The 25218-nt window shown below is 70.9% G+C and carries 22 protein-coding genes; 10 read left to right on the top strand and 12 right to left on the bottom strand.

Features of this window, described 5'->3' with window-relative positions; translation table 11 throughout:
• The 6 genes from ABZV31_RS26820 to ABZV31_RS26795 form a co-directional block, all read right to left on the bottom strand.
• Positions 1 to 2382: a galactose oxidase early set domain-containing protein gene (locus ABZV31_RS26820; RefSeq protein ID WP_355898650.1), complete on the bottom strand. Its 2382-nt coding sequence runs from the start codon at positions 2380 to 2382 to the stop codon at positions 1 to 3.
• Between the two features lie 43 nt (positions 2383 to 2425).
• Complete coding sequence (locus ABZV31_RS26815; protein ID WP_355898648.1) at positions 2426 to 3727, bottom strand: glycosyltransferase family 2 protein; 1302 nt, start codon at positions 3725 to 3727, stop codon at positions 2426 to 2428.
• Positions 3724 to 5376 (bottom strand): phospholipid carrier-dependent glycosyltransferase, encoded by a 1653-nt coding sequence (locus ABZV31_RS26810; RefSeq protein ID WP_355898645.1) that lies wholly within the window; start codon positions 5374 to 5376, stop codon positions 3724 to 3726. The genes ABZV31_RS26815 and ABZV31_RS26810 overlap by 4 nt, the downstream gene beginning before the upstream one ends.
• Complete coding sequence (locus ABZV31_RS26805) at positions 5373 to 6641, bottom strand: glycosyltransferase (RefSeq protein ID WP_355898642.1); 1269 nt, start codon at positions 6639 to 6641, stop codon at positions 5373 to 5375. The genes ABZV31_RS26810 and ABZV31_RS26805 overlap by 4 nt, the downstream gene beginning before the upstream one ends.
• A gap of 202 nt (positions 6642 to 6843) precedes the next feature.
• Positions 6844 to 8928, bottom strand: a complete 2085-nt coding sequence (locus tag ABZV31_RS26800) for a thioredoxin domain-containing protein (protein WP_355898639.1) — start codon at positions 8926 to 8928, stop codon at positions 6844 to 6846.
• A complete protein-coding gene (locus ABZV31_RS26795) occupies positions 8909 to 9565 on the bottom strand; it encodes a helix-turn-helix domain-containing protein (protein WP_355898637.1) in 657 nt (218 codons plus the stop codon). The genes ABZV31_RS26800 and ABZV31_RS26795 overlap by 20 nt, the downstream gene beginning before the upstream one ends.
• Positions 9566 to 9675: 110 nt before the next feature.
• On the opposite strand from ABZV31_RS26795, the gene ABZV31_RS26790 reads away from it, so the two are divergent.
• Together ABZV31_RS26790 and ABZV31_RS26785 are read left to right on the top strand one after the other, a co-directional pair.
• Positions 9676 to 10053: a hypothetical protein gene (locus tag ABZV31_RS26790; protein WP_355898634.1), complete on the top strand. Its 378-nt coding sequence runs from the start codon at positions 9676 to 9678 to the stop codon at positions 10051 to 10053.
• A gap of 117 nt (positions 10054 to 10170) precedes the next feature.
• Positions 10171 to 13371, top strand: coding sequence for a tetratricopeptide repeat protein (locus ABZV31_RS26785; protein WP_355898631.1), 3201 nt, complete (start codon positions 10171 to 10173; stop codon positions 13369 to 13371).
• 24 nt (positions 13372 to 13395) lie between these two features.
• Here the strand turns inward: ABZV31_RS26785 and ABZV31_RS26780 are convergent, their stop codons facing one another.
• Positions 13396 to 13641, bottom strand: coding sequence for a hypothetical protein (locus ABZV31_RS26780; protein ID WP_355898629.1), 246 nt, complete (start codon positions 13639 to 13641; stop codon positions 13396 to 13398).
• 6 nt (positions 13642 to 13647) lie between these two features.
• Positions 13648 to 14505, bottom strand: a complete 858-nt coding sequence (gene mca, locus ABZV31_RS26775; RefSeq protein WP_355898855.1) for a mycothiol conjugate amidase Mca — start codon at positions 14503 to 14505, stop codon at positions 13648 to 13650.
• 222 nt (positions 14506 to 14727) lie between these two features.
• On the opposite strand from mca, the gene ABZV31_RS26770 reads away from it, so the two are divergent.
• Together ABZV31_RS26770 and greA are read left to right on the top strand one after the other, a co-directional pair.
• The gene (locus tag ABZV31_RS26770) at positions 14728 to 15126 is read left to right on the top strand and encodes a DUF4307 domain-containing protein (protein WP_355898626.1); all 399 of its coding nucleotides are present in this window, start codon (positions 14728 to 14730) and stop codon (positions 15124 to 15126) included.
• A gap of 176 nt (positions 15127 to 15302) precedes the next feature.
• Positions 15303 to 15800 carry a transcription elongation factor GreA gene (gene greA / locus ABZV31_RS26765; RefSeq protein ID WP_355898623.1) on the top strand — a complete coding sequence of 166 codons (498 nt, stop codon included), beginning with the start codon at positions 15303 to 15305 and terminating at the stop codon, positions 15798 to 15800.
• Positions 15801 to 15911: 111 nt separating this feature from the next.
• Here greA and ABZV31_RS26760 read toward each other — a convergent pair whose 3' ends face one another.
• The 3 genes from ABZV31_RS26760 to ilvA form a co-directional block, all read right to left on the bottom strand.
• Positions 15912 to 16757 (bottom strand): ABC transporter permease, encoded by an 846-nt coding sequence (locus ABZV31_RS26760; RefSeq protein ID WP_355898620.1) that lies wholly within the window; start codon positions 16755 to 16757, stop codon positions 15912 to 15914.
• Positions 16754 to 17767, bottom strand: a complete 1014-nt coding sequence (locus ABZV31_RS26755; protein ID WP_355898618.1) for an ATP-binding cassette domain-containing protein — start codon at positions 17765 to 17767, stop codon at positions 16754 to 16756. Before ABZV31_RS26755 ends, ABZV31_RS26760 begins: the two co-directional genes overlap by 4 nt.
• A gap of 182 nt (positions 17768 to 17949) precedes the next feature.
• Entirely contained in the window at positions 17950 to 19179 is a 1230-nt protein-coding gene (gene ilvA, locus ABZV31_RS26750) for a threonine ammonia-lyase (protein ID WP_355898616.1), read from the bottom strand.
• Positions 19180 to 19342: 163 nt separating this feature from the next.
• On the opposite strand from ilvA, the gene ABZV31_RS26745 reads away from it, so the two are divergent.
• The 3 genes from ABZV31_RS26745 (at position 19343) to ABZV31_RS26735 (ending at position 20960) form a co-directional block, all read left to right on the top strand.
• The gene (locus tag ABZV31_RS26745) at positions 19343 to 19849 is read left to right on the top strand and encodes a MarR family transcriptional regulator (RefSeq protein WP_355898852.1); all 507 of its coding nucleotides are present in this window, start codon (positions 19343 to 19345) and stop codon (positions 19847 to 19849) included.
• A 134-nt stretch (positions 19850 to 19983) separates the two neighbouring features.
• The gene (locus ABZV31_RS26740) at positions 19984 to 20493 is read left to right on the top strand and encodes a sigma factor-like helix-turn-helix DNA-binding protein (RefSeq protein WP_355898614.1); all 510 of its coding nucleotides are present in this window, start codon (positions 19984 to 19986) and stop codon (positions 20491 to 20493) included.
• 218 nt (positions 20494 to 20711) lie between these two features.
• Entirely contained in the window at positions 20712 to 20960 is a 249-nt protein-coding gene (locus ABZV31_RS26735) for a hypothetical protein (RefSeq protein ID WP_355898612.1), read from the top strand.
• 72 nt (positions 20961 to 21032) lie between these two features.
• Here the strand turns inward: ABZV31_RS26735 and ABZV31_RS26730 are convergent, their stop codons facing one another.
• A complete protein-coding gene (locus tag ABZV31_RS26730) occupies positions 21033 to 22187 on the bottom strand; it encodes a cystathionine gamma-synthase (RefSeq protein ID WP_355898609.1) in 1155 nt (384 codons plus the stop codon).
• 265 nt (positions 22188 to 22452) lie between these two features.
• On the opposite strand from ABZV31_RS26730, the gene ABZV31_RS26725 reads away from it, so the two are divergent.
• The 3 genes from ABZV31_RS26725 to ABZV31_RS26715 all read left to right on the top strand — a co-directional run bounded on the left by ABZV31_RS26725 (position 22453) and on the right by ABZV31_RS26715 (position 24953).
• Positions 22453 to 23571 carry a hypothetical protein gene (locus ABZV31_RS26725; protein WP_355898606.1) on the top strand — a complete coding sequence of 373 codons (1119 nt, stop codon included), beginning with the start codon at positions 22453 to 22455 and terminating at the stop codon, positions 23569 to 23571.
• Positions 23572 to 23642: 71 nt separating this feature from the next.
• Positions 23643 to 24365 carry a peptide-methionine (S)-S-oxide reductase MsrA gene (msrA, locus tag ABZV31_RS26720; protein WP_355898604.1) on the top strand — a complete coding sequence of 241 codons (723 nt, stop codon included), beginning with the start codon at positions 23643 to 23645 and terminating at the stop codon, positions 24363 to 24365.
• A gap of 282 nt (positions 24366 to 24647) precedes the next feature.
• Positions 24648 to 24953 carry a hypothetical protein gene (locus tag ABZV31_RS26715; RefSeq protein ID WP_355898601.1) on the top strand — a complete coding sequence of 102 codons (306 nt, stop codon included), beginning with the start codon at positions 24648 to 24650 and terminating at the stop codon, positions 24951 to 24953.
• Positions 24954 to 25218 lie beyond the last annotated feature (265 nt).

Genomic DNA, 25218 nt, shown 5'->3' with positions numbered 1-25218 from the left:
TTACGCGCAGGCAACCTGGTTCCTGTCCGGGTCCAGGCCGAGGGGGTCGTCCCGGCCGTTGACCTTCAGGCGGCCGTAGTGGTTCTGCTTCAGCCAGGTGCAGCGGGCGCTGGTCGTCTTCTTGACCTCCGGCGGGAACACCGTCGGCACGCAAACGTTGACCGAGCCGTAGTGGCGGTCGCAGCCGGAGATCGTGGGGCTGATCTTCTGGGACGTGCGCTTCGTGCCGGGACCCGAGACCTTGCCCGAGAGGGAGTCGGCGAAGGCGTGGACGTGGGGCGAGGCGTCGGAGGCGCTCAGGGCCGCCGGGCCCTGGAGGTGGACCCACTGGGCCACCGAGGGCACGCCGTTCGCGTCCACCGCGAAGAGCATGTACCAGCCGGGCGGGGCGAGGTTGGGGTTGCTCGTGACGTTCAGGTCGACGTTGTTGCCGTCGACCGACAGGGGCAGGTCGACGAAGCGCTGGTTCGGGTCGGAGGAGTGGGTCACCGCTGCCGGGCGGATCAGCTCGGCCTTGGCGATGGGGCGGTCGACCGTGATCCGTTGGGTGTCGCCGTAGGTCCACTCGGTGTCGATCACCGACGTGATCGTCGGGCGCGTGCCCTGGTAGAGGTAGGGCGGGGTGTAGATCGACACGTTGTGGTTCCAGGTGCCGTTGCCCGGGTTGTCGCCGGTCGCCATCACCCGGCCGTCGGGCAGCAGGAACGCCGCGGAGTGGTAGCCGCGGGCCTCGGGGTCGGCGGCCACCGGGTCGAACGTCGACGTCGCCGGGTCGAAGACCGACGACTCGTACACCGGGTTGGCCCGGTTGTGCAGCGCGCCGCCCGTCTCCAGGACCTTGCCGTCGGGCAGCAGCACGGCGGAGACGTACATCTTGCCCTGGGCGCCGCTCTCGGCGACCTTGCCGTTGCCGAGGTCGACCGTGCCCTGCGGGATGAGCGGACCGGGCGTGTACGACGGGTTGGCCTGCTTGAGGTCGATGAGGTCGGTCAGCCGGTTCGCGTCCGGGTTGGAGTCGATGTTGCCGCCGCCGAGGGTGAGGACCTTCTGGTCCTGCGCCGGCGGCAGCAGCACGCTCGCCGACTGGTCCCGCTCGTCCTTGTTCCGCAGCCCCGGGATATGCGTGACCGTGTTGGCGTCGTAGTCGTAGATCGCCGAGCCGGTGCCGGGGATGTTGTTGCCGAAGACATGGCTGCCCGTGTAGAAGAGCCGCCCGTCCTGCATGAGGATCATCGACGGGTACAGGCCCCAGTACGACCAGGTCTGGTTGACCTTCCACAGCGGCAGCCACTGCTGGTCCTTGTCCGACCAGTACTCGGCGGTCACCGACCCGGTCGAGTCCTCGCGCAGCCCGCCGAAGGAGATCACGTCCCCGTTGCCGAGCTCGGTCGCCGACGGATACCAGTGGCCGTCGTTCAGGTCGTTCGTCCTGCTGTAGCTCTCGTTCTTCGGATCGAAGACGTACGAGTCCTTGAAGCCCTCGTAGCCGTGGCCGCCGGCGACCGGGTACGCCTTGTTGCCGCTCAGCACGAGCACCCGGCCGTCCTGGAGCTGGACGTGCCCGGCGCAGAACATGTCCTTGGGCGTGGGAATCACCTTGTAGGTGCCGTTCGCCGGGTCGTACACCGCGGAGGTGAACGTGCCCGCGTCGAAGTTCTCCTCGCTGTTGCCGGAACCCGCGATCAGCAGCACCTTGCCGTTGTTGAGGACGACGGAGTGCATGGAGCGGACCGGGTTCTGCGTGGGCAGCACCGACCAACTGCCGTTCGCGCACTGGTCGGCCGTGCCGGTGCACTGCGGGGGCGGAAGTGTGTCGGGGACCTGCTCCATCGTGTAGTCGTCGGTGGTCACCGAGCCGGTGCCGTAGACGGAGACGCCCCAGGTGATGCGGTCGGTGCCGGCCGGGACCTCGGGGGTGCGGACCGTCGCCTGCGTCCAGGCCGAGGCCATGTCCAGGGTCTTGAGGTCGGTCCAGTACTGCCAGCCCGCCGTCGTGTCGTGCCGGAACAGGGTGATGTTCGCGTCCGGCGTCGTCGAGTTGTACCAGAGCCCGAGGTCGTACTGCCTGCCCGCCGCCACCACCGGCGCGCACTCGGCCGACTCGGTGATCAGCGCCTTGCGGTCGCCGTCGACCCGCCGGGTCAGCGTGACCTTCAGGGCGCCGGCGCCGCTGCGGGCGTCGGAGACGGTCGCGAAGCCGAAGTCGTTGTCGCCCCAGCCGGACTTCTCCCAGCAGTACGGCATCCCGTCGGTGCCCGCGGTCTCGAACCCGGGGTTCTTGACCAGGTTGGCGGCCTCGGCGGGCTGGGGTGCGGTGAGGAGGAGACCGGCGGTCAGGGCCCCCACCCCGACCAGTGCGGTTCTTCTGCGGTGCTTGGTCACACGGCTCTCCTTGCTGTGGTGCGGCCGTCGCGGGAGGCAGTGTTCATTTGTTGGCCTCCGGGGCGCTCCAGCCGGTGTCGAGAGCCCGACCGTGCTCAGCCCTTCGGGCCTCCGCGCTCCCCCGAACTCTTCGAGCCGGGGGTACCCCCACGGCCTCTCGACCCCGGCGCGCCCCTTCGGCCTTGCGGCCCCGGCGCGGCAGATAGACCAGCGCTTCGGTCCCGGCGAAGCGCAGGACGAAGGTCATCACCAGCGCAAGCGCGGTGGCGGGCAACGCGCCCATCCCGAACCGGTCGACGAACAGCGCGATCAGCGGGATGCGCAGCACCAGGTCGGCGTTGGCCAGCAGCGCGAACCGGCCCAGGCGGTCCCACCAGCGCCGGTGCCGGCGCCGGTCCCGGAACAGCAGCTGCTCGATGAGCAGGAAGTTCCAGGCGACGCCGAGCTGGTTGGCGAGGATCTCCGCGGGGACGTAGTGCAGACCGAGGACGGTCAGCGCCCACAGGCCGACCAGGTTCGGCACGAAGCCGCTCGCGCCGATCAGCCCGAAGACCACCATGCGCGCGACCGGCGAGGCAGTGCGCAGGCCGACCAGATGGCGCAGGAAGCGAAAGCCCTCCTGCGCGGTCGACTTGGACTCCCCCGCGAACCGGTCCTGGAAGACGAAGGGCACCTCGGTGACCTCGCGGGGCCGGCAGCGCACGGCCAGTTCCAGGAGGATCTTGTAGCCGAGCGGCTTCAGCGCCTCCGCGGTGACCACGCTGCGCCGGATGGCGAAGAAGCCGCTCATCGGGTCGCTGATGCCGCGCAGCCTGTGCGGGAACAGCGACTTGGTCAGCCAGGTCGCCCCGCGCGAGACGGCCACCCGGTAGCTGTCGGCGAGCCCGGCTTGGCTGCCGCCCTTGATGGAGCGGGAGGCGACGACCAGACCGGCGTTCGTCCGCTCGCCGGTGCCGACCAGCTCCGGCACCAGGGACGGCGGGTGCTGGAGGTCGCCGTCCATGACGACGATCCAGTCGGACGAGGCCGCCTTCATGCCCTCGACGACCGCACCGCCGAGCCCGCCGGCCGGCTCCTCGCGGTGCAGCAGGGTCACCGGGTACGGGCAGTCCTGCGCGGCCTCGGCGATCACTTGCGGGGTGTCGTCGGTGGAGTCGTCCACGAAGACGACCTCGCACGGCAGCCGGGACGGCACCGAGTCGGTGATCCGGTGCAGCAGCTCCCGGATGTTGGCGGACTCGTTGAACGTCGGTACGACGATGGTGACGGCCCCTGGCTCGGGGACCTCGGCGGCGCGGACGGACGGATCGCCCAGTTCGCCGGGGACGGTGGACTCGTAGCTCATCGGGTGCCTCCCGCGGCCTGGCCGGCGATCTGCCGGATCTCGATGCGGTCCGGGCCGGTGCCGAAGATGGCGACCGGGGTGGAGTGCCGGATCGCGGCCCGTACGGTGGGCAGGTCCCGGGCGTCACGGCGTACGGTCGGAGAGGCGACGACGTAGTCCAGGTCCTTCCAGCCGCGCGGCATCGTCTTCGTCACCGCCGGGTCGAGGTCGGCCTTGTAGAACCAGATGACGCCGAGCCCGGGCCGGTACCCGGCGTGCGCCAGGTCCAGCCAGAGGGCGTCGTCGACGAGGACGCGGGTGTCCTCGGGATCCTTCACCTCGCTGCTGAGCCACTTCGACGCCGCCCGGTAGGGCGCGTTGGCGTCGGCGGTCACGGCGGTGCGGTCGCCGTCGTACCAGCGGGGGACGACGTAGGAACCGGCGGCGAGGGCGAGGACGGCCGCGAGGGCGTACCTGCCCCCGGTGACGTACCGCCTCTCGCCTTCCGCGCGCCACCTGCGCAGCACGAGGCGGGCGACAAAAGCGGCTCCCCCGGCGAGCACGAGGGCGAGGAAGGGCAGCGCGCCGATGACGTACATGGCGGGCAGGTAGCCGTTCGGCCGCATCGCGACGGCGGCCAGGACCGCCACCGTGAGCGCGGGTCCGGCCAGCGCCCGGGCAGTGACCGACCAGCGCCAGGTGAGCAGGAGCAGGAGCGCGCCGGCGAGGCCGCCGAGGGGCAGGACGCGGTCGTAGTACAGCCACGAGTGCAGAACCCCCCACGAACCGGAGCCCTCGTCGAGGACGAAGCCCGAACCCGGCCTGGTCATCTGGTACGTGAGCCCGTCCCACAGCGACACGTGCCCGCTGCCCGGGAACAGCTCGCCCTTCAGCAGGGCGAACAGGGGGTAGGAGAAGCCGATCAGCGCGCAGGCCGTGACGGCGCCGGTCAGCGCGAACTTGCGGGTGTCTCGGTGGCTGTGCCGCCACATGGTCACGAAGAGGGCGGGCACGACGACGAGCATCGTCTCCTTGGTGAGGACGGCCGCCGCGGCCGCGAGCCCCGCGCCGAAGTGGTGCCAGAGGTGACGGCTCGGTGAGGCGGCCAGGCAGAAGGCGAGCAACGTCCACATCACCGCGATGTTGTCGAGGAAGATCTCCCGCTGGAGCACGACGGAGAGGGGCGAGAGCCCGAACAGCGTCATGGCGAGCCCGGCCGCCCAGCGGGGCAGCGCGAGCCGGCGGGCCAGGACGTGGACGAGGACCGCGCTGATGGCGCCGATCAGCAGCATCGCCAGGCGCATGGTGCCGACGGTCATCGCGCCGGGGCTGATCGCGGACGGGATCCAGGTCAGCAGGGCTATCTGGAGCCAGCCGAGCGGCGGGTGGTCGTACCAGTACGTGTAGTGGGCCAGGCCCTTGCCCTGCTGCACGGCCCAGGCCTGGGCGAGGTAGGTGCCCTCGTCGTCGCTGAGGGTCGGGTAGTCGGCGATGTTCCAGCCCTGTACGACGAGGATCGCCACGAGGAGCGCGCCGCACAGCAGGAGGTCGGGACGGGAGGAGCGCAGGCGGCTCGGCGGTGTTGTTCGACCGGTCGAACCTGTCTCCGGCACAGGCCGGCGCAGCGCGGGGACCTCGGTGCTGGTCGCCGCGGGAAGAGTGGAGGTCACGCAGAAACGTCCTCTCGGATCACTGCGGTGTCGGCCAGGTGCGCGCCGACATGCGCGGTCAGCTCCCAGTCGCTGCGGCCGCGTTGCTCACGCCAGACGGCGCGGATCGCGGCCCCGGCGAGGAGGACCTGGTAGAAGGGGCCGCCCACGATGAGCTTCACGTAGTGGACGAGGCGGACGCATAGCCCGTACTGCTGGCCGAAATCGTGCAGGCCGACGACCTCGAAGACGAAGGTGACGGCCGCCGTGAGCAGCGGCAGGAAGGTGAGGAAGGCGATCCCGACGGGCACGTCGAGGAAGAGCGCGATCGCCGCGTTGAGCGGGATGATCACGCCGGAGAAGGCCTGCAGGAACGGCGTCATCAGGGTGTAGCGGGCCAGCAACCGCTGCCCGAATCCGGGCAGCTGCTTCCAGTCCTTCTTCCGGTAGACCTGCAGGAAGCCCTGGTTCCAGCGGGTGCGCTGCTTCAGCAGCGACATCAGCGAGCCCGGGGTCTCCTCACGGGTGACCATGTCGGAGTCGTAGGCGACGACGACCTTCTTGCCGACGCTGGACAGCCGCACGCCCAGGTCGCAGTCCTCGGCCAGACAGTTGGGGTCCCAGCCATCGGCTCCCCTGAGCACGTCGGTCCGTACGAAGACCGTGTTGCCGCCGAGCGGAATGAACCCCTTCTGCGCGTGCAGGTGCAGCCGGGAGCGGAACCAGAAGAAGTACTCCAGGCAGTTGCGCAGGCTGTACCAGCTGGAGTGGAAGTTGATCAGCTGCACCCCGCCCTGGACGACGTCCGCGCCGGTGGTGCGGAAGGCGTGGTCGACATGCGCGAGCAGTTCCGGGTGGACCTGGTCCTCGGCGTCGAAGACCCCGACGACGTCGCCGCGGCAGTGCGGCAGCGCCGTGTTCATGGCCTTCGGCTTGTTCTTCTTCTCGTGGGTGTCGACGACCACACGGACGCGCTCGTCGCGCTCGGCCGCCTTCCGGGCCACCGCGGTGGTCTCCGGGTCGTCGTGCCCGACGATGACGATGATCTCGAAGTCGGTGTGCGTGGACGTGAGCAGCCGCTGGATGGTGTGGTCGAGCACGGCCTGCTCGTGCCGCGCGGGCAGCAGCAGCGAGAACGACACGTGCTCGTCGCCGTCCGGTCTGCTGAACCGGGTGGAGGCCAGCACCTCGGGCGTACGCCACGCGTGCATCTGCCACCACAAGGTGAAGGCCGCCATCCCGAACAGGGCCAGCGAGACGGCAGCAACGAAGACAGACGTCAGCAAACAGATCCCCCCAGATCCCGAATCCCCCTGTCGCGACGGCGAGTCACACCCGTCGCGTCACTGTGGAGAGACTAGGGGGGAACTGTGAAGTATGAGCGCCCTTCCGATAAATAGCGTGTTTCGGAACGGGGGTGGTCCATCGGGACGTTTCCGAACACCTGCTCATTTTCGACAACGTGAACGAACCCGCCCGCTTCGCGTCTCAGCCGCTCAGCGCCGCGCGCAGCCGCTCCGGGTCGGTCGTCGGGGCGTCACAGGTGAAGTTACGGCAGACATACGCGGTTGGCTCACCGTCCACGAGCGGACGGTCGGCGAGGAGCGGGAACTCGTCACTCCCCGGAGTGCCGTACGCGACGACCGCACCGGGAGCGGGACTCAGAAGTGCCGTACGGTGCAGGGCCTTTGCGGCCTCGACGTCGAGCGACGGCCCGACAACCGCGACCTCGCGCGGCCCGTCGAGCAGGGCCTCGGCGACAGCCAGCCCCCAGCCGATGAACCGCGGGACACGTGGGCCGAGCGCCCTGACAACGCCCAACGCCCGCTCGGCGGCGGTGCGGTGGGACTCGGAGCCCGTGTGCGCCGCATAGCTCAGCAGCGCGCCGGCGGCCGCGGTCCAGCCCGAGGGGGTGGCGCTGTCGGTGGGGTCCTGGGGCCGGCGGATCAGCTTCTCGGCGTCGGCGTCGGTGTCGTACAGGGAACCCGACTCCGGGTCGGTGAACCGGGCGAGAACCTGGTCGAGGAGGAGCCCGGCGAAGTCGAGCCAGACACCCTCCCCCGTCACGGACGCGAGCGCGAGGAATCCCTCGGCGACATCGGCGTAGTCCTCCAGCACGCCCGCGTTGGCGCCGACCTGCCCGTCCTTGCTGGTGCGGGCGAGGCGGGCGTGCTCGTCCAGATGCAGCCGTACGAGGAGATCGGCGGCGCCCACCGCGGCCTCGACCAGGTCCGGACGGTCAAAATAGGCGCCGGTCTCGGCGAGGGCCGCGATGGCGAGGCCGTTCCAGGCGGCGACGACCTTGTCGTCGCGGCCGGGGGCGGGGCGTGCGCTGCGGGCCCGGAGGAGGCGGGCCTTGATCGCGTCGATCTTCCGCGCGTCGAACACGCCCTCCCGCTGCGGGAGTTGCAGGACGGAAGAGCCCTGCTCGAAGGTGCCCTCCTCGGTCACCCCGAAGTACTGGGCGGCGAGTTCGGCGTCTTCGTCCCCGAGGACCTCGCGGAGCTGCGCAGGGGTCCAGACGTAGTACGCGCCCTCGACGTGCCTGCCGTTGCCGCCCTCCCGTCTCCCGCCACCACCCTTCTGAAGACGCGCTTCGCGCGGCACCTCCTCTTCACTGTCGGCATCCAGCGCGGAGGCGAACCCGCCCTCGTCCGTGCGCAGTTCGCGCACCATGAAGTCGGCGGTCTCCAGGGCGACGCGGCGGGCGAGCTCGGAACCGGTGGACCGCCAGAGGTGGGCGTAGACGCGGCACAGCAGCGCGTTGTCGTACAGCATCTTCTCGAAGTGCGGCACGACCCAGTCGCGGTCGACGGAGTAGCGGGCGAAGCCGCCGCCGAGCTGGTCGTAGATGCCGCCGCGCGCCATCCGCTCGCAGGTGTCCTGCGCCATCTGCAGCGCGCCCTCGGAGCCCGTGCGGGCGTGGTGGCGCAGCAGGAACTCGATCACCATGGACGGCGGGAACTTGGGCGCCCCGCCGAATCCGCCGCGCTGCGGGTCGTACTCGCGGGTCAGGCCGAGGAGGGCCTGGGCGAGATCCTCCTCGCCGGGCACCTGCGTGCCGCCAAAGCTCACCTCGCGCCCGGCGAGATCCCGCACGATCTTCCCGGCGACCTCGGTGACCTCATCCCGCCGGGTGGCCCAGGCCTGGTGGACGCCTTCCAGGACCTGGCGGAAGGAGGGCATGCCGTGACGGGGCGCGGGCGGGAAGTACGTACCGAAGTAGAAGGGCTCGGCGTCCGGGGTGAGGAACACGGTCATGGGCCAGCCGCCCTGCCCGGTGGCCGCCTGCACGGCCTCCATGTAGACGGCGTCTACGTCGGGGCGCTCCTCGCGGTCGACCTTGATGTTGACGAAGTGGTCGTTCATGTAGGCGGCGGTGGCTTCGTCCTCGAAGCTTTCCCTTGCGAGGACATGACACCAGTGGCAACTCGAGTAGCCGACGCTCAGCAGCACGGGCCTGTCGCTCTTGCGGGCTTCCTCGAAGGCCTCGGCCGACCAGGGCCACCAGTCGACCGGGTTGTCGGCGTGCTGGAGCAGGTACGGGGACGTCTCATGGGCCAGTCGGTTCACTGTTCCACTCTCCCACGGGGGGGCAGGACGGGGAGGCGTCCGGCGGGGGTGCGTCGGGTACGGGTGCGTCGGGTACGGGTGCGTCGGGTACCGCGTAGAAGCGGAGATTCACCGGGCGCGCGCCTTCGGGGGCGTCCTCGCGATGGTGGCCGTAGCGGTCGAGGAGTGCCTGGTACTCGCGGACGAAGTCCAGCAGCTCGTCCTTGGTCATCCACGCTCCGGCCCGCATGACCTGGGCCCAGCCCTCCGGCCCCCGGTACTCCTTGTGGACGCGGCGGAACAGCTCGGTATCCACGTCGATCTTCAGCAGGGCCAGGTGCTCGGCGGCCGCGTACTCCTCCGGGGCCATCGTCGCCGGGTCGGGTGCCGTGTGCCGGAAGGGCAGCGCCCGCCACCACCGCTCACGGCCGCCGGACTTCTCCGGGATCTCCTCGATGAGCCGCTGCTCGGCGAGTTTGCGCAGGTGGTAGCTGGTCGTGCCGGAGCTCTCGCCGAGCTCGCGGGCCAGCACGGTGGAGTTCGCCTCGCCGTACCGGCCGAGGTACTCGAGGATCCGGCGGCGCAGGGGGTTGCCGAGGGACTTGTAGAGGGCGGTGCGCTCGAGGCTGGTGAGCTCGGTCGGGTCGGGGGCGGCCATGGGAACACGGTATCCCGGCCACAGAGAGACTTCTGCAGAATTTTCTTTGCAGAATTCCCTCTGCGGTTCTACTGTGGGCCTGTGACATGGAGCGGAAGGGGGCCCGACGGGTGAAGAGGTGGACGCTGATACTGCTCGGCTCGGCGGCGGTGCTGCTCGTGCCGTGGATGGTGGTGCTGGCGCCGACGCTTCCGGCCAGCACACGGGTGCACAACTGGTCGCTGGCCTGGATCGGCCTCGACGTCCTCATGGCCACCGGCTGCGCGGCGACCGCCCTGCTGGGCCTGCGCGGCGACTCCCGCGCCCGGCTGACGGCGTCCGCGACCGCATCGGTGGCCATACTCGACGCCTGGTTCGACATCACCACCACCCAGGCGGGTACCGCCTTCGCCCAGGCTCTGGCCTGTGCGGTGGCGGAAGCGGGGCTGGCCTGCGCGTGCGTGTTCCTGGCGTTGTCCAAGGGCCGGGGACACGGCATTCGGGAGTGAGGAGTCGTCACCCGGCCGCCTCGAACCGCCCGTCGGAGTGATCCGGCCCTCTCGCGCTCGCGTCCGACCCGAAGGACACTCGTAGGCAAAGGAGTTGCCGCCGGAGGGGGACGGGACATGCGGGACAGTCATCGGGCGGAGGCCGAACGGCTGCTGACGCGGGCCGTGGAGGAGGAGGTGCGCCGCTCCGGCGGCCGGGTGGACGGCGGTGTCCTGCTGTCCCAGGCCCGCGGCGCGCTGGACGCCATGGCGGAGTCGGCGGCCGAGGAGTACGAGGCCTACACACGGGCTCTGGACGAGGCGGAGGCCGGCCGGCTCACGTTCGCGCAGCGGTACGCGAAGGAGGGCGCCGCAACTTCGCTGCTGGTGGCGGCCGTTGCCGCGCTCGCCGCCGCCGTGGCGGACGTGGCGCTGGGCACCGACACGGGCACCGCGGTCGGCGCGGGCGTCACCGCCGGCGTCGTCGGCGCGGCGGCCACGGTCGTGAAGGTGACCGCCGCTCACCTGCCCGCGGCCCACCACCGTGCCGGCGCCGCCGGCCAGCCCGGCGGGCCGGAGCAGCTGCGCCTGCAGTGGCTCACCGCCCTGGAGGTGCGCGGCATCCGCCCGTTCCTCGACCAGCAGCGCGTGCTGAGCGCCTCCACCACCCCGAAGAAGACGGCGCCCCGGCTGCGCGGCACGGACAAGAGCGCGGCGGCCCGCAGACGCAGCGTGCTGGAGCAGTCGTTCGGCCAACTCCCCGAGCCGGTGGGCGCGTTCGCGGGGCGGCGGCAGGAGATGGCGCGGATCCGGCAGTGGGTGCAGGCGGCCCGCGCGAGCACCCAGACCCGGCCGACGGTGGTCGTGCTGCACGGAGCGCCCGGCTCCGGTCGTAGCACTCTCGCGGTGCGCGCGGCGCACGACCTGAAGGACCAGTTCCGCGGCGCGGTCGTGGTCGACCTGCGCGGCGACAGCCCGGAAGAGCCGCCGCTGCCCACCCGTGACGCCCTGCTGCACCTGCTGAACCGGCTCGGCGCACCCCGCGAACAGCTGCTGTTCCGCGAGCGCTCCTCCCCCGACCAGCAGGTCAAGCGGCTGAGCGAGCTGTACCACCAGCACCTGACGGGCCTTCCGGTCACGATCGTGCTCGACGACGCCTCCGACCCCGACCAGATCCGCGCCCTCGTCCCCGAGCGCTCCGACAGCCTCGTCCTGGTCACCGCCCGCAAGCCTCTCGACCTGCCGGCCGACCTCGCCGCCTGGGTGTACCAGCTGCCGGTCGAGGCCCTGGACGCGCCGGGCGCGGAGGAGCTGCTGGGCGCGGTCGCGCAGGACAGCTCAGGTCCCTACGACGCCGAATCCGCCGACCGGATCAGGGAGTTGTGCGGCGGGCTGCCGCTGGCGCTGCGCATCGCGGGCTCCTCCCTCGGCCCGCGCTCGCCCCGCCAACTGGCCGCGGACCTCGGCGCGTACGGCCCGGTGGAGCCGGTCGAGCGGGTGCTGTGGCTGCGCTACACCGACCAGCCGGAGCCGGCCCGGCGGCTGCTGAGGCGGCTGGCCCTCGCCGGCCGTGCCTCGCTCGGTGCGGCCGCGGCGGCCGCGCTGCTGGCCACGGACGAGCCGGAGGCGACCCGCAATCTGGTGGCCCTCGCCCAGGCGGGCCTGATCGACCACGTGCGGGGCAACCGCTACCGCTTGCACGACCTGGTGCGCGCCTTCGCCCACGCCCGCCTCCTCGACGAGGAGGACCCCGCCGAGCGGACGGCGGCGCAGGAGCGGCTGATCGTGAACTACGCCGAGTTGGCCGACTCGGTGCTGCGTCTGGTCGACGGCAACATGTCGACCCGCTCGGACCGCTTCAGCCCGCACGGCTTCACGTCCCTCGACGAGGCGCTGCGCTGGCTGGACGACGAGTCGAGCTTCATCACGGCGGCCCTCAGGCACGCGGAGGACGTGAACCAGGCGGCCGTGCTCAACCTGCTCGGCGCCCTGTGCGACTACTGCCTGCTGCGCGGCGACCTGTACCGCCTGGGCGAGATCAGCGAACTGACGCAGGCCGTCGACCAGGGCCTGCTGGTCCGCTCGGTGCAGTGGCGCACCGGCATCGCGGCCCGTCAGCTGGGCGAGCTGGACAAGGCACGCTCCACCCTGACCTCCGTCGTGGACCTGTACATGCAGGCCCACCACGACGCGGGCGCGGCCCGCGCCCTGTGCTCCCTCGGCATCACCCTGCACCACCAGGGCAACCTCACCGAGGCGGCGGCCAAGCTCCGGGAGGCCCTCGACCTCCAGGCGGCCCCCGGGCTGGCGACCGACCGCGCCTGGACGATGCACGCGCTGGCGGCGGTCGAACGGGACCGGGCCCACCTGGCGGAGGCCCTGGACCTGCTGACCCGTTCCCTGGTCCTGCACCGGGAGGGCGGCTCGCTGCACGGCGAGGCCTGGGCCCACTTCCAGCTGGGCCAGCTGGCCCTGCGCTTGGGCGACGTGCCGCGCGCCGAGCAGGAACTGCGGCAGGCCCTCGACCGGTACGGCCGCACCCACGACGCCCGCGGCGAGGCCTGGGCCCTGACGCAGCTGGCCCGGGGCCGCCTGGTGGCCGGGGATGCGTCGGAGGCGGTGGACGGGCTGCGCCAGGCGGCTGCCCGGCACCGCGACAACGAGGACGCGCGCGGCGAGGCCTGGACGCTGTACTACCTGGGCCAGGCGCTGGAGGAGACGGGCAACCTGGATCAGGCGGTCCGCGAGCTGGAGCGCTCCCGCACGATGTTCTCCCGGATGCGGGACGTCTACGGCCTGGCCTGCGCCCGGCACCACTCGGCCCGGGTGACCCGCGACCAGCGGGCGGCCCAGACGGGCTCCCTGCGCAACTCCGGCTTCGCCCGCCAGCTCCTGGTGGACGCCCGCGCCGACTTCCAGCGCATCGGCGTCGCCCACGGCGAGGCCTGGACCTGCCTGGAGCTCGCGGTGGTCGACGCGGGCAACGCCCGGACGGGGCAGGCGCTGGCGCTGTGCGACGAGGCGGTGGGCCTGTTCACCTCGTACGGCGACCGCCGGGGCGAGGACTGGGCCCGCTTCCTGCGCTGCACCCTGCTGCCCTACGCGGCCCCGGGTGGCGTGGACGTCGGCACGGCGGTGGCCCAGGAGGACCTGTCCCAGCTCGCCCGCGGCAGCCACCCGCTGCGCGACGAGAAGCTGGACGACTACGTGGAGGCCTACCAGCTCCTCCTGGAGCGCGGCGTGAGCCTGGAGGCGGGCTGGCAGGCCTGGCGCCTGGGCATGGTGCCGGACCGGCACGCCCGCGAGGTGATGGGGGTGGTGGTGCCGGCGAAGCAGTGAGGGCGGCCCCTGCCCGCCCGGTCGTCAGCCCTGGTGGGTCTTGGGGTCGCCCGAGGGGGCCCCGGACTCCGCCTTGGGATCCGGTGCCTCCTTGAAGTCGACCTTGCCCATGTGGCGGTTCATCGACTTCATCAGGGCCCACACCGCCAGGCCCATCGCCGCGAAGACGATGAAGCCGAGGACGCCAGGGGTGACCTTGTTCTCGTCGACCTCCGCGAGGGAGACGAGGTGCGTCATTGCCAGGCTCGCGCTTGCGCTCATGTCAGGCATTGTCCCTCAGGGCTGCCGGATGCCCGCAAAGAGGTCGTCCTCGGGGAGCGAGGTGTCCACGAGGGACTTGGCGAGCTCGTACTCCTCCGTCGGCCAGACCTCCTTCTGGAGCTCCATCGGCACGCGGAACCAGCCGCCGTCGGGGTCGATCTGCGTGGCGTGCGCGATCAGCGCCTTGTCGCGGATCTCGAAGAAGTCGGCGCAGGGGATGTGCGTGGTGAGGGTGCGGTCCTTGTGGCCCGACTTGTCCCAGCGTTCGAGCCACTCCCCGTAGGGGGACTCCAGGCCGCGGTCCAGCATGGCCTTGTGCAGCGCCTCGGTGCGGGGGCGGTTGAAGCCCTGGTTGTAGTACAGCTTCAGCGGCTGGTACGCCGGGCCGAACTCGTCCTCCGGGTACTTCTCGGTGTCCGCCGCGCTCTCGAACGCCACCATCGAGATCTTGTGGGTCATGATGTGGTCGGGGTGCGGGTAGCCGCCGTTCTCGTCGTAGGTGGTGATCACCTGCGGGCGGAAGGAGCGGATCTTCTTCACCAGCTCACCGGCCGCCTTGTCGACGTCCTCCAGGGCGAAGCACCCCTCCGGCAGCGGCGGCAGCGGGTCGCCCTCCGGCAGGCCGGAGTCGACGAAGCCGAGCCACTCCTGCTTGACGCCGAGGATCTCGCGGGCCTCGTCCATCTCCTTCTTGCGTACCTCGTGGATGTGCTCCTCGACGTACTTGTCGCCCTGCAGCTTGGGGTTGAGGATGGAGCCGCGCTCTCCGCCCGTGCAGGTCACCACCAGCACGTCCACCCCCTCGGACACGTACTTCGCCATGGTGGCCGCGCCCTTGCTGGACTCGTCGTCGGGGTGCGCGTGCACGGCCATCAGTCGCAGTTGGTCAGTCAAGGCTCAATCCTCAGTCAAGTCGGCGCCCGGCTTCGGCGGGCATTCAACAGGTGCCGTCCCGCAGGGACGTCGTTCAGGGGTGGCGGTCGGGCGGCGGGCGGGGGCTTCTATAGTGACCGAACCGGGGGGCGAATAATTCCGGGGTACGGCTCCGGGAGCCCCTTGCGGGACCCTTGTCCCGCCCCTGCCGAGAGGACGATCATGAGTACGGCGAGCACCCGGCTTCCGGAGGGCCGCTACGGCCGCTCCTCGGACGAGCGTGCCGACCGCAAGCTCAAGATCGTGGGTGCCGTCCTCGTCGCGGCCCTGCTCGCCGTGATCGGCTACTTCGCGTACCACTATGTCGGCCAGAACAAGATCAGCGCCCAGGTGATCACGTTCCAGACCTCCGACGAGGCGGTGAAGGTCCATCTGGAGGTCCGCAAGGACGCCGGCGCCCGCGGCTACTGCACCCTGCGCTCGCAGGCGGCGAACGGCGACGAGGTGGGCCGCGCGGACTTCCGTTTCGACCAACACGCGACGCGGATCGACAAGGTCGTCACGCTGCGTACGACGTCCCGGGGCACGACGGCCGAGCTGCTCGGCTGCCACGCCGACTGACGCTCCGGCATCGACCGGAATACGTACGCGGTGACCTGCGTTGACGTCATTCTGATGGCTTATGTCCTCCCCTTTGAGCTTCTGAATTGTTAGGCTCGTGGTTTCGCCCATCCATGAGGGAACATTCTTCTGGGTAGGGCGATGCTTTGTATTCCCAGTACCGACGAGGAGCACCTGTGACCCAGACCAGCGAGAACGTCACCTGGCTGACCCAGGAGGCGTACAACAAGCTCAAGGATGAGCTTGAGTACCTTACTGGTCCTGCGCGCACGGAGATCGCCGCAAAGATCGCGGCCGCGCGCGAGGAGGGCGACCTGCGCGAGAACGGCGGGTACCACGCGGCCAAGGAGGAGCAGGGCAAGCAGGAGCTCCGCGTGCGCCAGCTGACCCAGCTCCTTGAGAACGCCAAGGTCGGGGAGCCGCCGGCTGCGGACGGCGCCGTCGCGCCCGGCATGGTCGTCACGATCGCCTTCGACGGTGACGAGGACGACACGCTGACCTTCCTGCTGGCCTCGCGCGAGTACGCGAGCGCCGACATCGAGACCTACTCGCCGCAGTCGCCCCTGGGCGCCGGCGTGATCGGTCACAAGGTCGGCGAGGACGCGGAGTACGAGCTCCCGAACGGCAAGAAGGCCTCGGTGAAGATCCTCAAGGCCGAGCCGTACTCGGGCTGAGCCCCGCGCAGACGCCCTTCGGCAAGCCCCCGGCGCCCTTGTGCGCGCCGGGGGCTTCGCCATGCCCCCGTCAGCCGCGGCGAGGCCCGGGTCGGCCGCGCCGCCCGTTGCTCACGCCGTGGCCGAGCGGTACTTCCGTACCGCCAGGGTCCGGAATATGAGGATGATCAGGGCCGAGTAGATCAGCGTGGCCCAGACGGGGTGCTGCATGGGCCAGGCGTCCGAGGGCGAGACCCCGGGGTTGCCGAAGAGCTTGCGGCAGGCCTGGACCGTGGCGCTGAAGGGGTTCCACTCGGCGATGTGCCGAAGCCAGGGCGTCATCCGGCTGGAGTCGACGAATGCGTTCGAGATGAACGTGACCGGGAAGAGCCAGACCAGTCCGCCGGAGGTGGCCGCCTCGGGTGTGCGCACGGACAGGCCGATCAGGGCGCCGATCCAGGTGAACGCGTACCCGCTCAGGAGGAGCAGCCCGAAGGCGCCCAGCACCTCGCCGATGTTGGTGTGGGTGCGCCATCCGACCAGCAGGGCGACCACGGCCAGCACGACCAGGGTGAGCGCCGTCTGTACCAGGTCGGCGAGCGTCCGGCCGGTCAGTACGGCGCCGCGCGCCATGGGCAGCGAGCGGAAGCGGTCGATGAGCCCCTTGTGCATGTCCTCGGCGATGCCCGCGCCGGCGCCCGCGGTGGCGAAGGTGACGGTCTGCGCGAAGATGCCGGCCATCAGGAACTCGCGGTACACGGACGGGCTCGTGCTGCCGCCGATGTTCATGGAGCCGCCGAACACGTAGCTGAACAGCACCACGAACATGATCGGCTGGATCAGCCCGAAGATGACCACCTCGGGAATCCGTGACATGCGAATCAGGTTGCGCTTGGCGACGACCAGCGAGTCGCGGACGGACTGACTGACGGGGTTGCCGGGCGCCACGACCCGGGCGGTGTCGGTGACAGCACTCACTTGACGGGCTCCTTCTTGCGCCTGCGGTCCTTGGCGTCCGCGCCGGTGGCGCCGTTCTCCTCGTCCTTCACCTCGGCCACGTGGCCCGTCAGGGACAGGAACACGTCGTCGAGGGTCGGGCGGCGCAGTCCGATGTCGTCGATCTCGATGCCACGGGTGTCCAGCTCGCGGATGACCTCGGCCAGCAGCTTCGCGCCGCCGGTGACGGGCACGGTGAGCTTGCGGGTGTGCTCCTCGACGGTGGTGTCGCCCTTGCCGAAGCCGCGCAGCACCTCGGAGGCGGCGGGGATGTGCTCTCGCTCGTGCACGACGACCTCGACGCGCTCGCCGCCGGTGCGGGCCTTGAGCTGGTCGGAGGTGCCGCGGGCGATGACACGGCCGTGGTCGACCACCGCTATGTCGTGCGCCAGGTGGTCGGCCTCTTCCAGGTACTGGGTGGTCAGCAGCAGGGTCGTACCACCCGAGACCAGCTGCTTGATGACCTCCCACAACTGCTGGCGGTTGCGCGGGTCGAGGCCGGTCGTCGGCTCGTCCATGAACATCACCGGCGGGGAGACGACCAGCGCCGCCGCCAGGTCGAGCCGGCGGCGCATGCCGCCGGAGTAGGTCTTCGCGGGCCGGTCGGCGGCGTCCGCGAGGTTGAACTGCTCCAGCAGCTCCTCGGCACGGGTCTTCGCGGCCCTGGCCTTCATCTGGTAGAGCTGCCCGACCATCTGGAGGTTCTCGCGGCCGGTCAGGTACTCGTCGACCGCGGCGAACTGGCCGGACAGGCCGATCGATCGCCGCACCTCGTTGGGCTGCTTGAGCACGTCGAGGCCCGCGACAACGGCCTTGCCGCTGTCGGGGCGCAGCAGGGTCGTCAGACAGCGGACGGTGGTGGTCTTGCCCGCGCCGTTCGGCCCGAGCAGTCCCAGCACCGTGCCCTCGGGGACATCGAGGTCGACGCCGTCCAGAGCCCTTACGTCACCGAAGGTCTTCACCAGGCCTTCGGCATAGATGGCGCCTGGCATGTGAATCTCCACGTCGTCGGGGATTTCGGAAAAAACTTGGTTTGTGCCTGGTTTGTACGTGTTGCTTCGCCTGAGGGATGGTGCGAGACACACCATAACGCGATGTATCGCGTCTCTCAACGGAATTGACCGACCCGGTGACGAAGGGGTCCGTGACCTGCGGCTCCGCCGCTGCCGCGGCCTCAGTCGATGACCGTGTAGCCGGCGTCGCGCAGGGCCTGGCCAACCTCGGCGCAGTGCGCCGGTCCCTTCGTCTCCAGGTGCAGCTCCACCTCCGCCTCCGTGAGCCCGAGCCGTGGGTCGGTCCGTACGTGGCTCACATCGAGGACGTTAGCGTCGACCACTGACAACACCCCCAGCAGCGTCGCGAGGGCGCCCGGCCGGTCGGTCAGGCGCAGCCGAACGGCCAGGTAGCGGCCCTGCGCAGCCATGCCGTGCCGCAGGATGCGCTGCAACAGCACCGGATCGACGTTGCCGCCGGACAGCACCGCCACGACCGGCCCCTCGAAGCCGCCCGGCTCGCTCAGCAGCGCCGCGACCGGGCTCGCGCCGGCCGGCTCGACGACCAGCTTGGCCCGCTCCAGGCACAGCAGCAGCGCGGCGGACAGCTCGTCCTCGCTGACCGTGCGGACCTCGTCCACCAGGTCGCAGATGATCCCGAACGGCACGTCGCCCGGCCGCCCGATCTTGATGCCGTCGGCCATCGTCACCGGATTCTCGATCGCCACGGGACGTCCGGCCGCCAGCGAGGGCGGATACGCCGCCGAGCCCTCCGCCTGCACGCCGACGATCCGCACGTCCGGCCGCAGCGCCTTCACCGCGACCGCGATGCCGGCCGCCAGCCCTCCGCCGCCGATGCCGACGACGATCGTGCGCACCTCCGGGCACTGCTCCAGGATCTCCAGCCCGACCGTGCCCTGACCCGCGATGATGTCGGGGTGGTCGAAGGGGTGGATGAACACCGCGCCGGTCGCGGCCGCGTACTCCTGGGCGGCGGCCAGCGTCTCGTCGACCACCTGGCCGTGCAGGCGCACCTCGGCGCCGTAGTCCCCCGTGGCGCTGATCTTCGGCAGCGGGGCCCCCTTCGGCATGAACACCGTGGCGTGCACGCCGAGCAGCGACGACGCCAGCGCCACGCCCTGCGCGTGGTTGCCGGCGCTCGCGGCCACCACGCCGACGGCGCGCTCCTCGGGCAGCAGTCCGGCGATCCGGACGTATGCGCCGCGCAGCTTGAACGACCCCGTCCGCTGGAGGTTCTCGCACTTCAGGTGCACCGGCGCGCCCACCATCTGGGACAGGTGCCTGCTGCCCTCCATCGCGGTCACCCGCGCGACGCCCGAGAGCATCTTCTGGGCTCCGCGCACATCGTCTAGGGTGACGGGCCGCAAGGAGTCAGCCGTGCTGTAGTTCATGACTCGAGTCTCGCAGTTCCCAGGCACGCGAGGCCGGTGTGACCAACCTCCGAGACCGGTTTGCGCAGCGCCGGTACGACCCGCCCCCCGGCCGCGTACCCTGTCCCCCAACCCAGCACCCCCTTCATGAAGTGAGCCCCCGGCCATGCCCACAACACCTGAAATGTCGATGGACATGACGACCGTCGGTGACACCAGTCTTCTCGACACGCTGCAGCACGAGGTGGCGCTGTTCGCCCGCCGTGCCGAACAGACCCGGCTCGGCGGGGTCGGGCAGGTGCGCAACTCCATGGACCGCGCCGCGTACCTGCTGCTCAACCGCCTCGACAAGGAGGGGCCGATGGGCGTCAAGGCGCTCGCGGCGAGCATGGGCATCGACTCCTCCACGGTCACCCGGCAGGTGGCCCCGCTCGTCGACTCCGGGCTCGTCAAGCGCACCTCGCACCCCGAGGACGGGCGGGCGGTGGTGCTGCAGCTGTCCCCGCGCGGGCTGTCGCGGCTGGACGAGGTGCGCTCCTCGAGGCGTCAGCTGATGGCCGAGCTGACCCACGACTGGGCACCGGAGGAGCGCGAGGCCTTCTGCACGCTCCTGACGCGCTTCAACATCGCGCTCTCCGCCCGCCAGGCGGCCCAGGGCATGCCGGTGACGGAAACGCCCTCGCCGTCCTGAGCCGCCTGCGCGACTCTTGACCGAAAGGCCACCCCCGGCCTCATATGAGACCGGGCCCTCGTCGTACACGGTTTCCGTATCCCGTACGCGGACGGGGTCCCGATTCGTCACGGTCGCCCTTGGCGGGAGGCACGGTGCGAGAACGGCAGGCGTCCCAAGGCGTCGACCGGGCCCGGGAGTTCGAGGCGTTCGTCGCGGGCGCGGCCGGACGGCTGCTGCATGCCGCCACACTGCTCACCGCGGAGGCCCCGGACGACAACCCGCGCGCGCGGCGGCTACTGACGCTGGCCCTCGCCCAGACGTACGCGTGCTGGGACCGGCTGCGCGGCGAGGACCCGTACGACCGCGCCCGCCAGTATCTGGCCACCCGCTTCGCCCGCGAGGCGTGGCACCAGTACGGCGGCCTCGGCCTCGGCCGCGCCCGCCCGCAGCCCGCCGGCACCCTGGCCGCCCTCACGGCCCAGGAACGCCTGATCATCGTCCTCAGGCTGTACGAGGGGGTCGCCGAGGAACAGGCGGCGGCCCTGCTCGGCCTGCCCACGGAGCGCGTCCGCGCCATCTGCGACCGCGCGATCGCCACCCTCACCCACCTCCCACGCGGCCCCGCACCGGCGGTACGCGGCCCGAAGGTGGCTCCGTCGTGAACGCGCGGGGCAGGTCACGGATGTGGCGGCCGGGAGCCGGAACGGTGCCGGGTGTCCGCGTCGAGGAGCGACGGGTTGCCGGCGCCGGGGACGGGTGACCCCGGCGGAACCGGAAGCCGCCTCCGGGGAACGGCAGGACGGGCGCGACGGCGACGGTGGTCCGGCAGGGACCGGAGGCGGCCGAGTGAGGGGGAGGCGGGTGTGAAGGGGAGGCGGGTGTGAACCGGACGGAACGCGAGGCGGCCGTGCGGCGGATCCTGGAGCAGGCGCCGCCACAGGTGCCGCCGGAGCTGTACGCGGACGTCGTGCGGCGCGGCGGGCGCATGCTGCGCCGCCGGACGGTCGCCCGCCGCATGATGTGGCTGCTGCTGTGCGCCGCGACCGTGGCCTTCGTCGTGTGGGCGCTGACGGCCCGTCCCTGGGTGGAGCCGCCGTCGCAGACGACTCCACCCGTGACCGGTTGGTAGACCGCGGCCCCTTGGCAGGACCGCGATCCCGGACCCGGTTGCCCGCCGCCGACCGCGGCCCTGTCCTGATGGCTAGCCGAGGGCCTGCCTCAGGTCTTCCAGCAGGTCGTCGACGTTCTCGATGCCCACGGACAGGCGAACCAGGTCGGCGGGGACCTCCAGGGCGGAGCCGGCCGCGGAGGCGTGCGTCATGCGCCCGGGGTGCTCGATCAGCGACTCGACGCCGCCGAGCGACTCGCCGAGCGTGAACACCTTGGCACGGTTGCAGACCTCGACGGCCGCCTCCTCGCCGCCCTCGACCCGGAAGGAGACCATGCCGCCGAACGCCTTCATCTGCTTGGCGGCGACCTCGTGACCGGGGTGCTCGGGCAGGCCCGGGTACAGCACCTGCGTCACGCGCGCGTGCCGGGACAGCATGTCGGCGACCCTGGTGGCGTTCTCGCTGTGCCGGTCCATGCGCACCGCGAGCGTCTTGGTGCCGCGCAGCACCAGCCAGGAGTCGAAGGGCCCCGCGACCGCGCCCATCGCGTTCTGGTGGTAGGCCAGCTCGTCGCCCAGCCCGGCGTCGTTGACGATCAGCGCGCCGCCGACGACGTCCGAGTGGCCGCCCATGTACTTGGTCAGCGAGTGCACGACCACGTCCGCGCCGAGCGACAGCGGCTGCTGCAGGTACGGCGTGGCGAAGGTGTTGTCGACGACGAGCCGGGCGCCCGCGTCCCGGGCGATCTGAGCGACGGCGGCGATGTCGGTGATGCCGAGCAGCGGGTTGGAGGGGGTCTCCACCCACACGACCTTGGTCTTCGGGGTGATGGCGGCCCGTACGGCGGCCGGATCGCCGGTGTCCGCGACCGACCACTCCACGCCCCACCGCGAGACGACCTTGGCGAAGAGGCGGAACGTGCCGCCGTAGGCGTCGTTCGGGATGACCACGTGGTCGCCGGGGCTGAGCAGCGTACGCAACAGGCAGTCCTCGGCCGCCAGTCCGGACGCGAACGCGAGCCCCCGGCTGCCCCCCTCCAGGGCGGCGAGGTTCTCCTCGAGGGCGGCCCTGGTCGGGTTGGCGCTGCGGCTGTACTCGTAGCCGCCGCGCAGGCCGCCCACGCCGTCCTGCTTGTAGGTCGAGACCTGGTAGATCGGCGGGACGACCGCGCCGGTGAAGGGATCGGCGGTGTTGCCCGCGTGGATCGCGAGGGTCTCGAAGTGCTGACTGATGTGCCTGTCGCTCATGAGCACCGAGGGTAGTGCGCGCGCGGGGCTGGTGACGGGTGGCGGGGCCCGGGCAGCGGAACGGCAGGGCTTTCCCCGACGGGCCGACCGTGCCGTCGACCGTTGCGCGCCGCTGATCCCCCACGGCTGCCCGACCGCGTATCCGCTGATCCCCCACGGCTGCTCGACCGCGTTTCCGCCGGTTGCCCGTCCCGCACCCGGCGGTTTTCCACAGGTCCGTCGCACGGGTTGGCCAATTGTCGGCGCCGTCTGGTTCGCTTGAGCCATGGAGATTTTCTGGGTCCTGATGGCGCTGGTCATGCTGGGCTTCGTGCTGCTTCCGTTCCTGCGGCGCAGGCGCGGAATGATCGAGCAGGTGCCGCCGGGACACCCGGACGCCGCGGACCCGGCGAACTACGGATTCGCCCGGCAGGAGGAGCTGGACGTCCGCATGCCCGGCCCCGACCAGGACCTGCTGGACGTCCTGGACCTGGTGCAGCGCACGCAGGACTACCGCGCGGCGTCCCAGCTCCTCGCGGGCACCGAGACGGAGAGCGAGCTGCGCTGGCAGCGCGTGCAGGCCTTCGCCGGTGCCGCGGCGCTGGAACTGCAGCAGCGGCCCGGCGGGGTCAGCGAGACGCCCGGCGGACAGTGGCTCAGGGTGTGGCGGGCCGAGGCGCCCAAGGACCCGGGCGGCGCGGCGGTGCACGCCGAGTTCCTGGTGCAGCAGGCGTGGCGGACGTCGACGCGGGGGACGGACGAGTTCCGGATCATCATGGAGGAGGCCAGGGACGCGTGCGGCCAGGCGGCGCTGCTGGCCCCCGGTGACCCGATCCCGTACATCGTCGAGCTGTCGGTGGCGCGCGGACTGGCGTACTCACAGCCGGAGTTCGAAAAGCTCTGGCTGAAGATCCTCGACCGCGCGCCGAACCACATGGGTGCGCACCTGGCGGCTCTGCACTACTGGTGCGAGAAGTGGCACGGCTCCCGCGAGCTGGCCTACTCCTTCGCGGAGGCCGCGGCGGCCCGCGCTCCCCAGGGTTCGCTCCTGGCGGCCATGCCCCTGTTCGCGGTCTTCGAGCACCTCCCCGAGGTGAACCTGGTCAGCAGCTTCTACCAGAGCGAGGTCGTGACGAAGGCGATCCACGGCGCGCTCTTCGCGGTGCACGCGGCACGCCCCGACGACCCGATGCTGGCGCACGTCCGCCACCTGCTGGTCTTCTTTCTGGTCCGCGCCGAGCGCTGGGCGGAGGCCATGAACCAGCTGATACACGTCGACGGCCACGTGGGGGCCCTGCCGTGGACGCTGTCCGAGGACCCGGCCGCGGAGTTCGCCGTCTACCGGGCCCTGGCGGTGGCGGGCTACGAGGCGAACGGCGGCAACCCGGCGACCCTGCCGCACTGAGCCCGGCGGCATACCGGAATTCCCGCGCGTGCCCGCACGTTGAATTGTGCGGACCCCCGATTGGAGACCGCATGTTCCTGCACAGCCGTACGCCCCAGCTGCCGACCCCCGAGCAGGCTCTGCGCGGCCGCCCGGAGCCGGCCTTCACGGTCCCCGACCGCCACACGGTCCTCGGCAACCCGCTCCTCGGCCCCTACCCCGAGGGCCTGGAGATCGCCGACTTCGGCCTCGGCTGCTTCTGGGGCGCCGAGCGCAAGTTCTGGCAGCTCCCGGCGGGCGTGTGGACGACCCTGGTCGGCTACCAGGGCGGCTACACCGAGAACCCCACGTACGAGGAGGTCTGCTCGGGCCTGACCGGCCACGCGGAGGTGGTCCGCGTGGTCTACGACCCGAAGGTGATCTCCTACGACCGCCTCCTGAGGACCTTCTGGGAGTCCCACGACCCCACGCAGGGCTTCCGCCAGGGCAACGACGTGGGCACCCAGTACCGCTCCGCGATCTACACCCACACCCCCGCCCAGGCCACGACCGCCGAAGCCTCCCGCGCCTCCTACCAGAAGGTCCTCACCGCCTCGGGCTACGGCACGATCACCACGGAGATCCTCCCGGCGGACGGCCACCCCTTCTACCCGGCCGAGGCCTACCACCAGCAGTACCTTTCGGACAGCAAAAACCCGAACGGGTACTGCGGCCTGGGTGGGACGGGGGTCAAGCTAAGTGACCCATTCGAGACGAACTGGGGGGCGTCCTGCCCGACGGGCATCGCCCCGGCGCCTGAAGTCACGGAGCAGTAGCGATCCGGGCCGGTGTCTGACCAACCGTTGCCGACGGCCTGATTCGTGACCGGCGGCACCGCCGGAAGATTGCACACCGTCTGGGCAGAACGTCAGCCTGCTGCTGCGCATTTTCGGCCATACCGCTCGCTGAAGGCATGATTCGCCTGGGCGCTCGCCACGATTACAGGCATGGCGACTTCGGGGGCTAGGAGCGGTCGGCTTGGCGGTCTGGGGCAGTGGTGGGGCGTCTTGGCCGGTGCTCTACTCATCGCGGCATGGATCAATCGAGCAGCGGGACCGGTGGTGATCGCCGTCCTGTCCGCTGCAGTGCTCCTCTGGTCCTTCTTTCAAGCTCCGGTGACCTGCGGAGCTCCAGTCAGGGGACGGAACGACGGTTGCCGCAACAACGCAACCGGCCTCCTCATGGGCTGCCACATCCGCCAACACCGATGGCAGAAACTCAAGATGCTGATCCTTCGGCGTCAAGTGCGCGAGTTCTGCTCTGGCCTGTTCTCGGACGCCAAGGCGACCCTCGTCACGCTGGCCGCGATCGGTAGCTTCCTGTCCGGGCTTGTGGCCTTCATTCCTGGCGTCGCCATCGACTGACCGCAGACTTCCACTGCTGACTACGGTTGGTCCGCCTGTACGACACTCCTTTCTATTCCACACCGGGTAGGGCGCCCGCCGGTGTGCGTTCGCCGGTATGACCCGGGGCGGCGGAGGAATGTGACAGGCGGCCGGGCAGGCGACAGCGCTGAGGGCCCCGGGGCGGTGCCGACGCTGTTGGTTAATTCGGGGCCGGGCGTGACGTCGGCCTTCAAGACCTGGTTGTGGTCTTGAAGGCTGACGTTGTCGTATGGGGTGGGTGCGG

Origin of the sequence: Streptomyces sp. NPDC005202, from assembly GCF_040608235.1 — a bacterium.
GTDB lineage: Bacteria > Actinomycetota > Actinomycetes > Streptomycetales > Streptomycetaceae > Streptomyces.
This window is presented reverse-complemented; position numbering and strand designations above follow the sequence as displayed.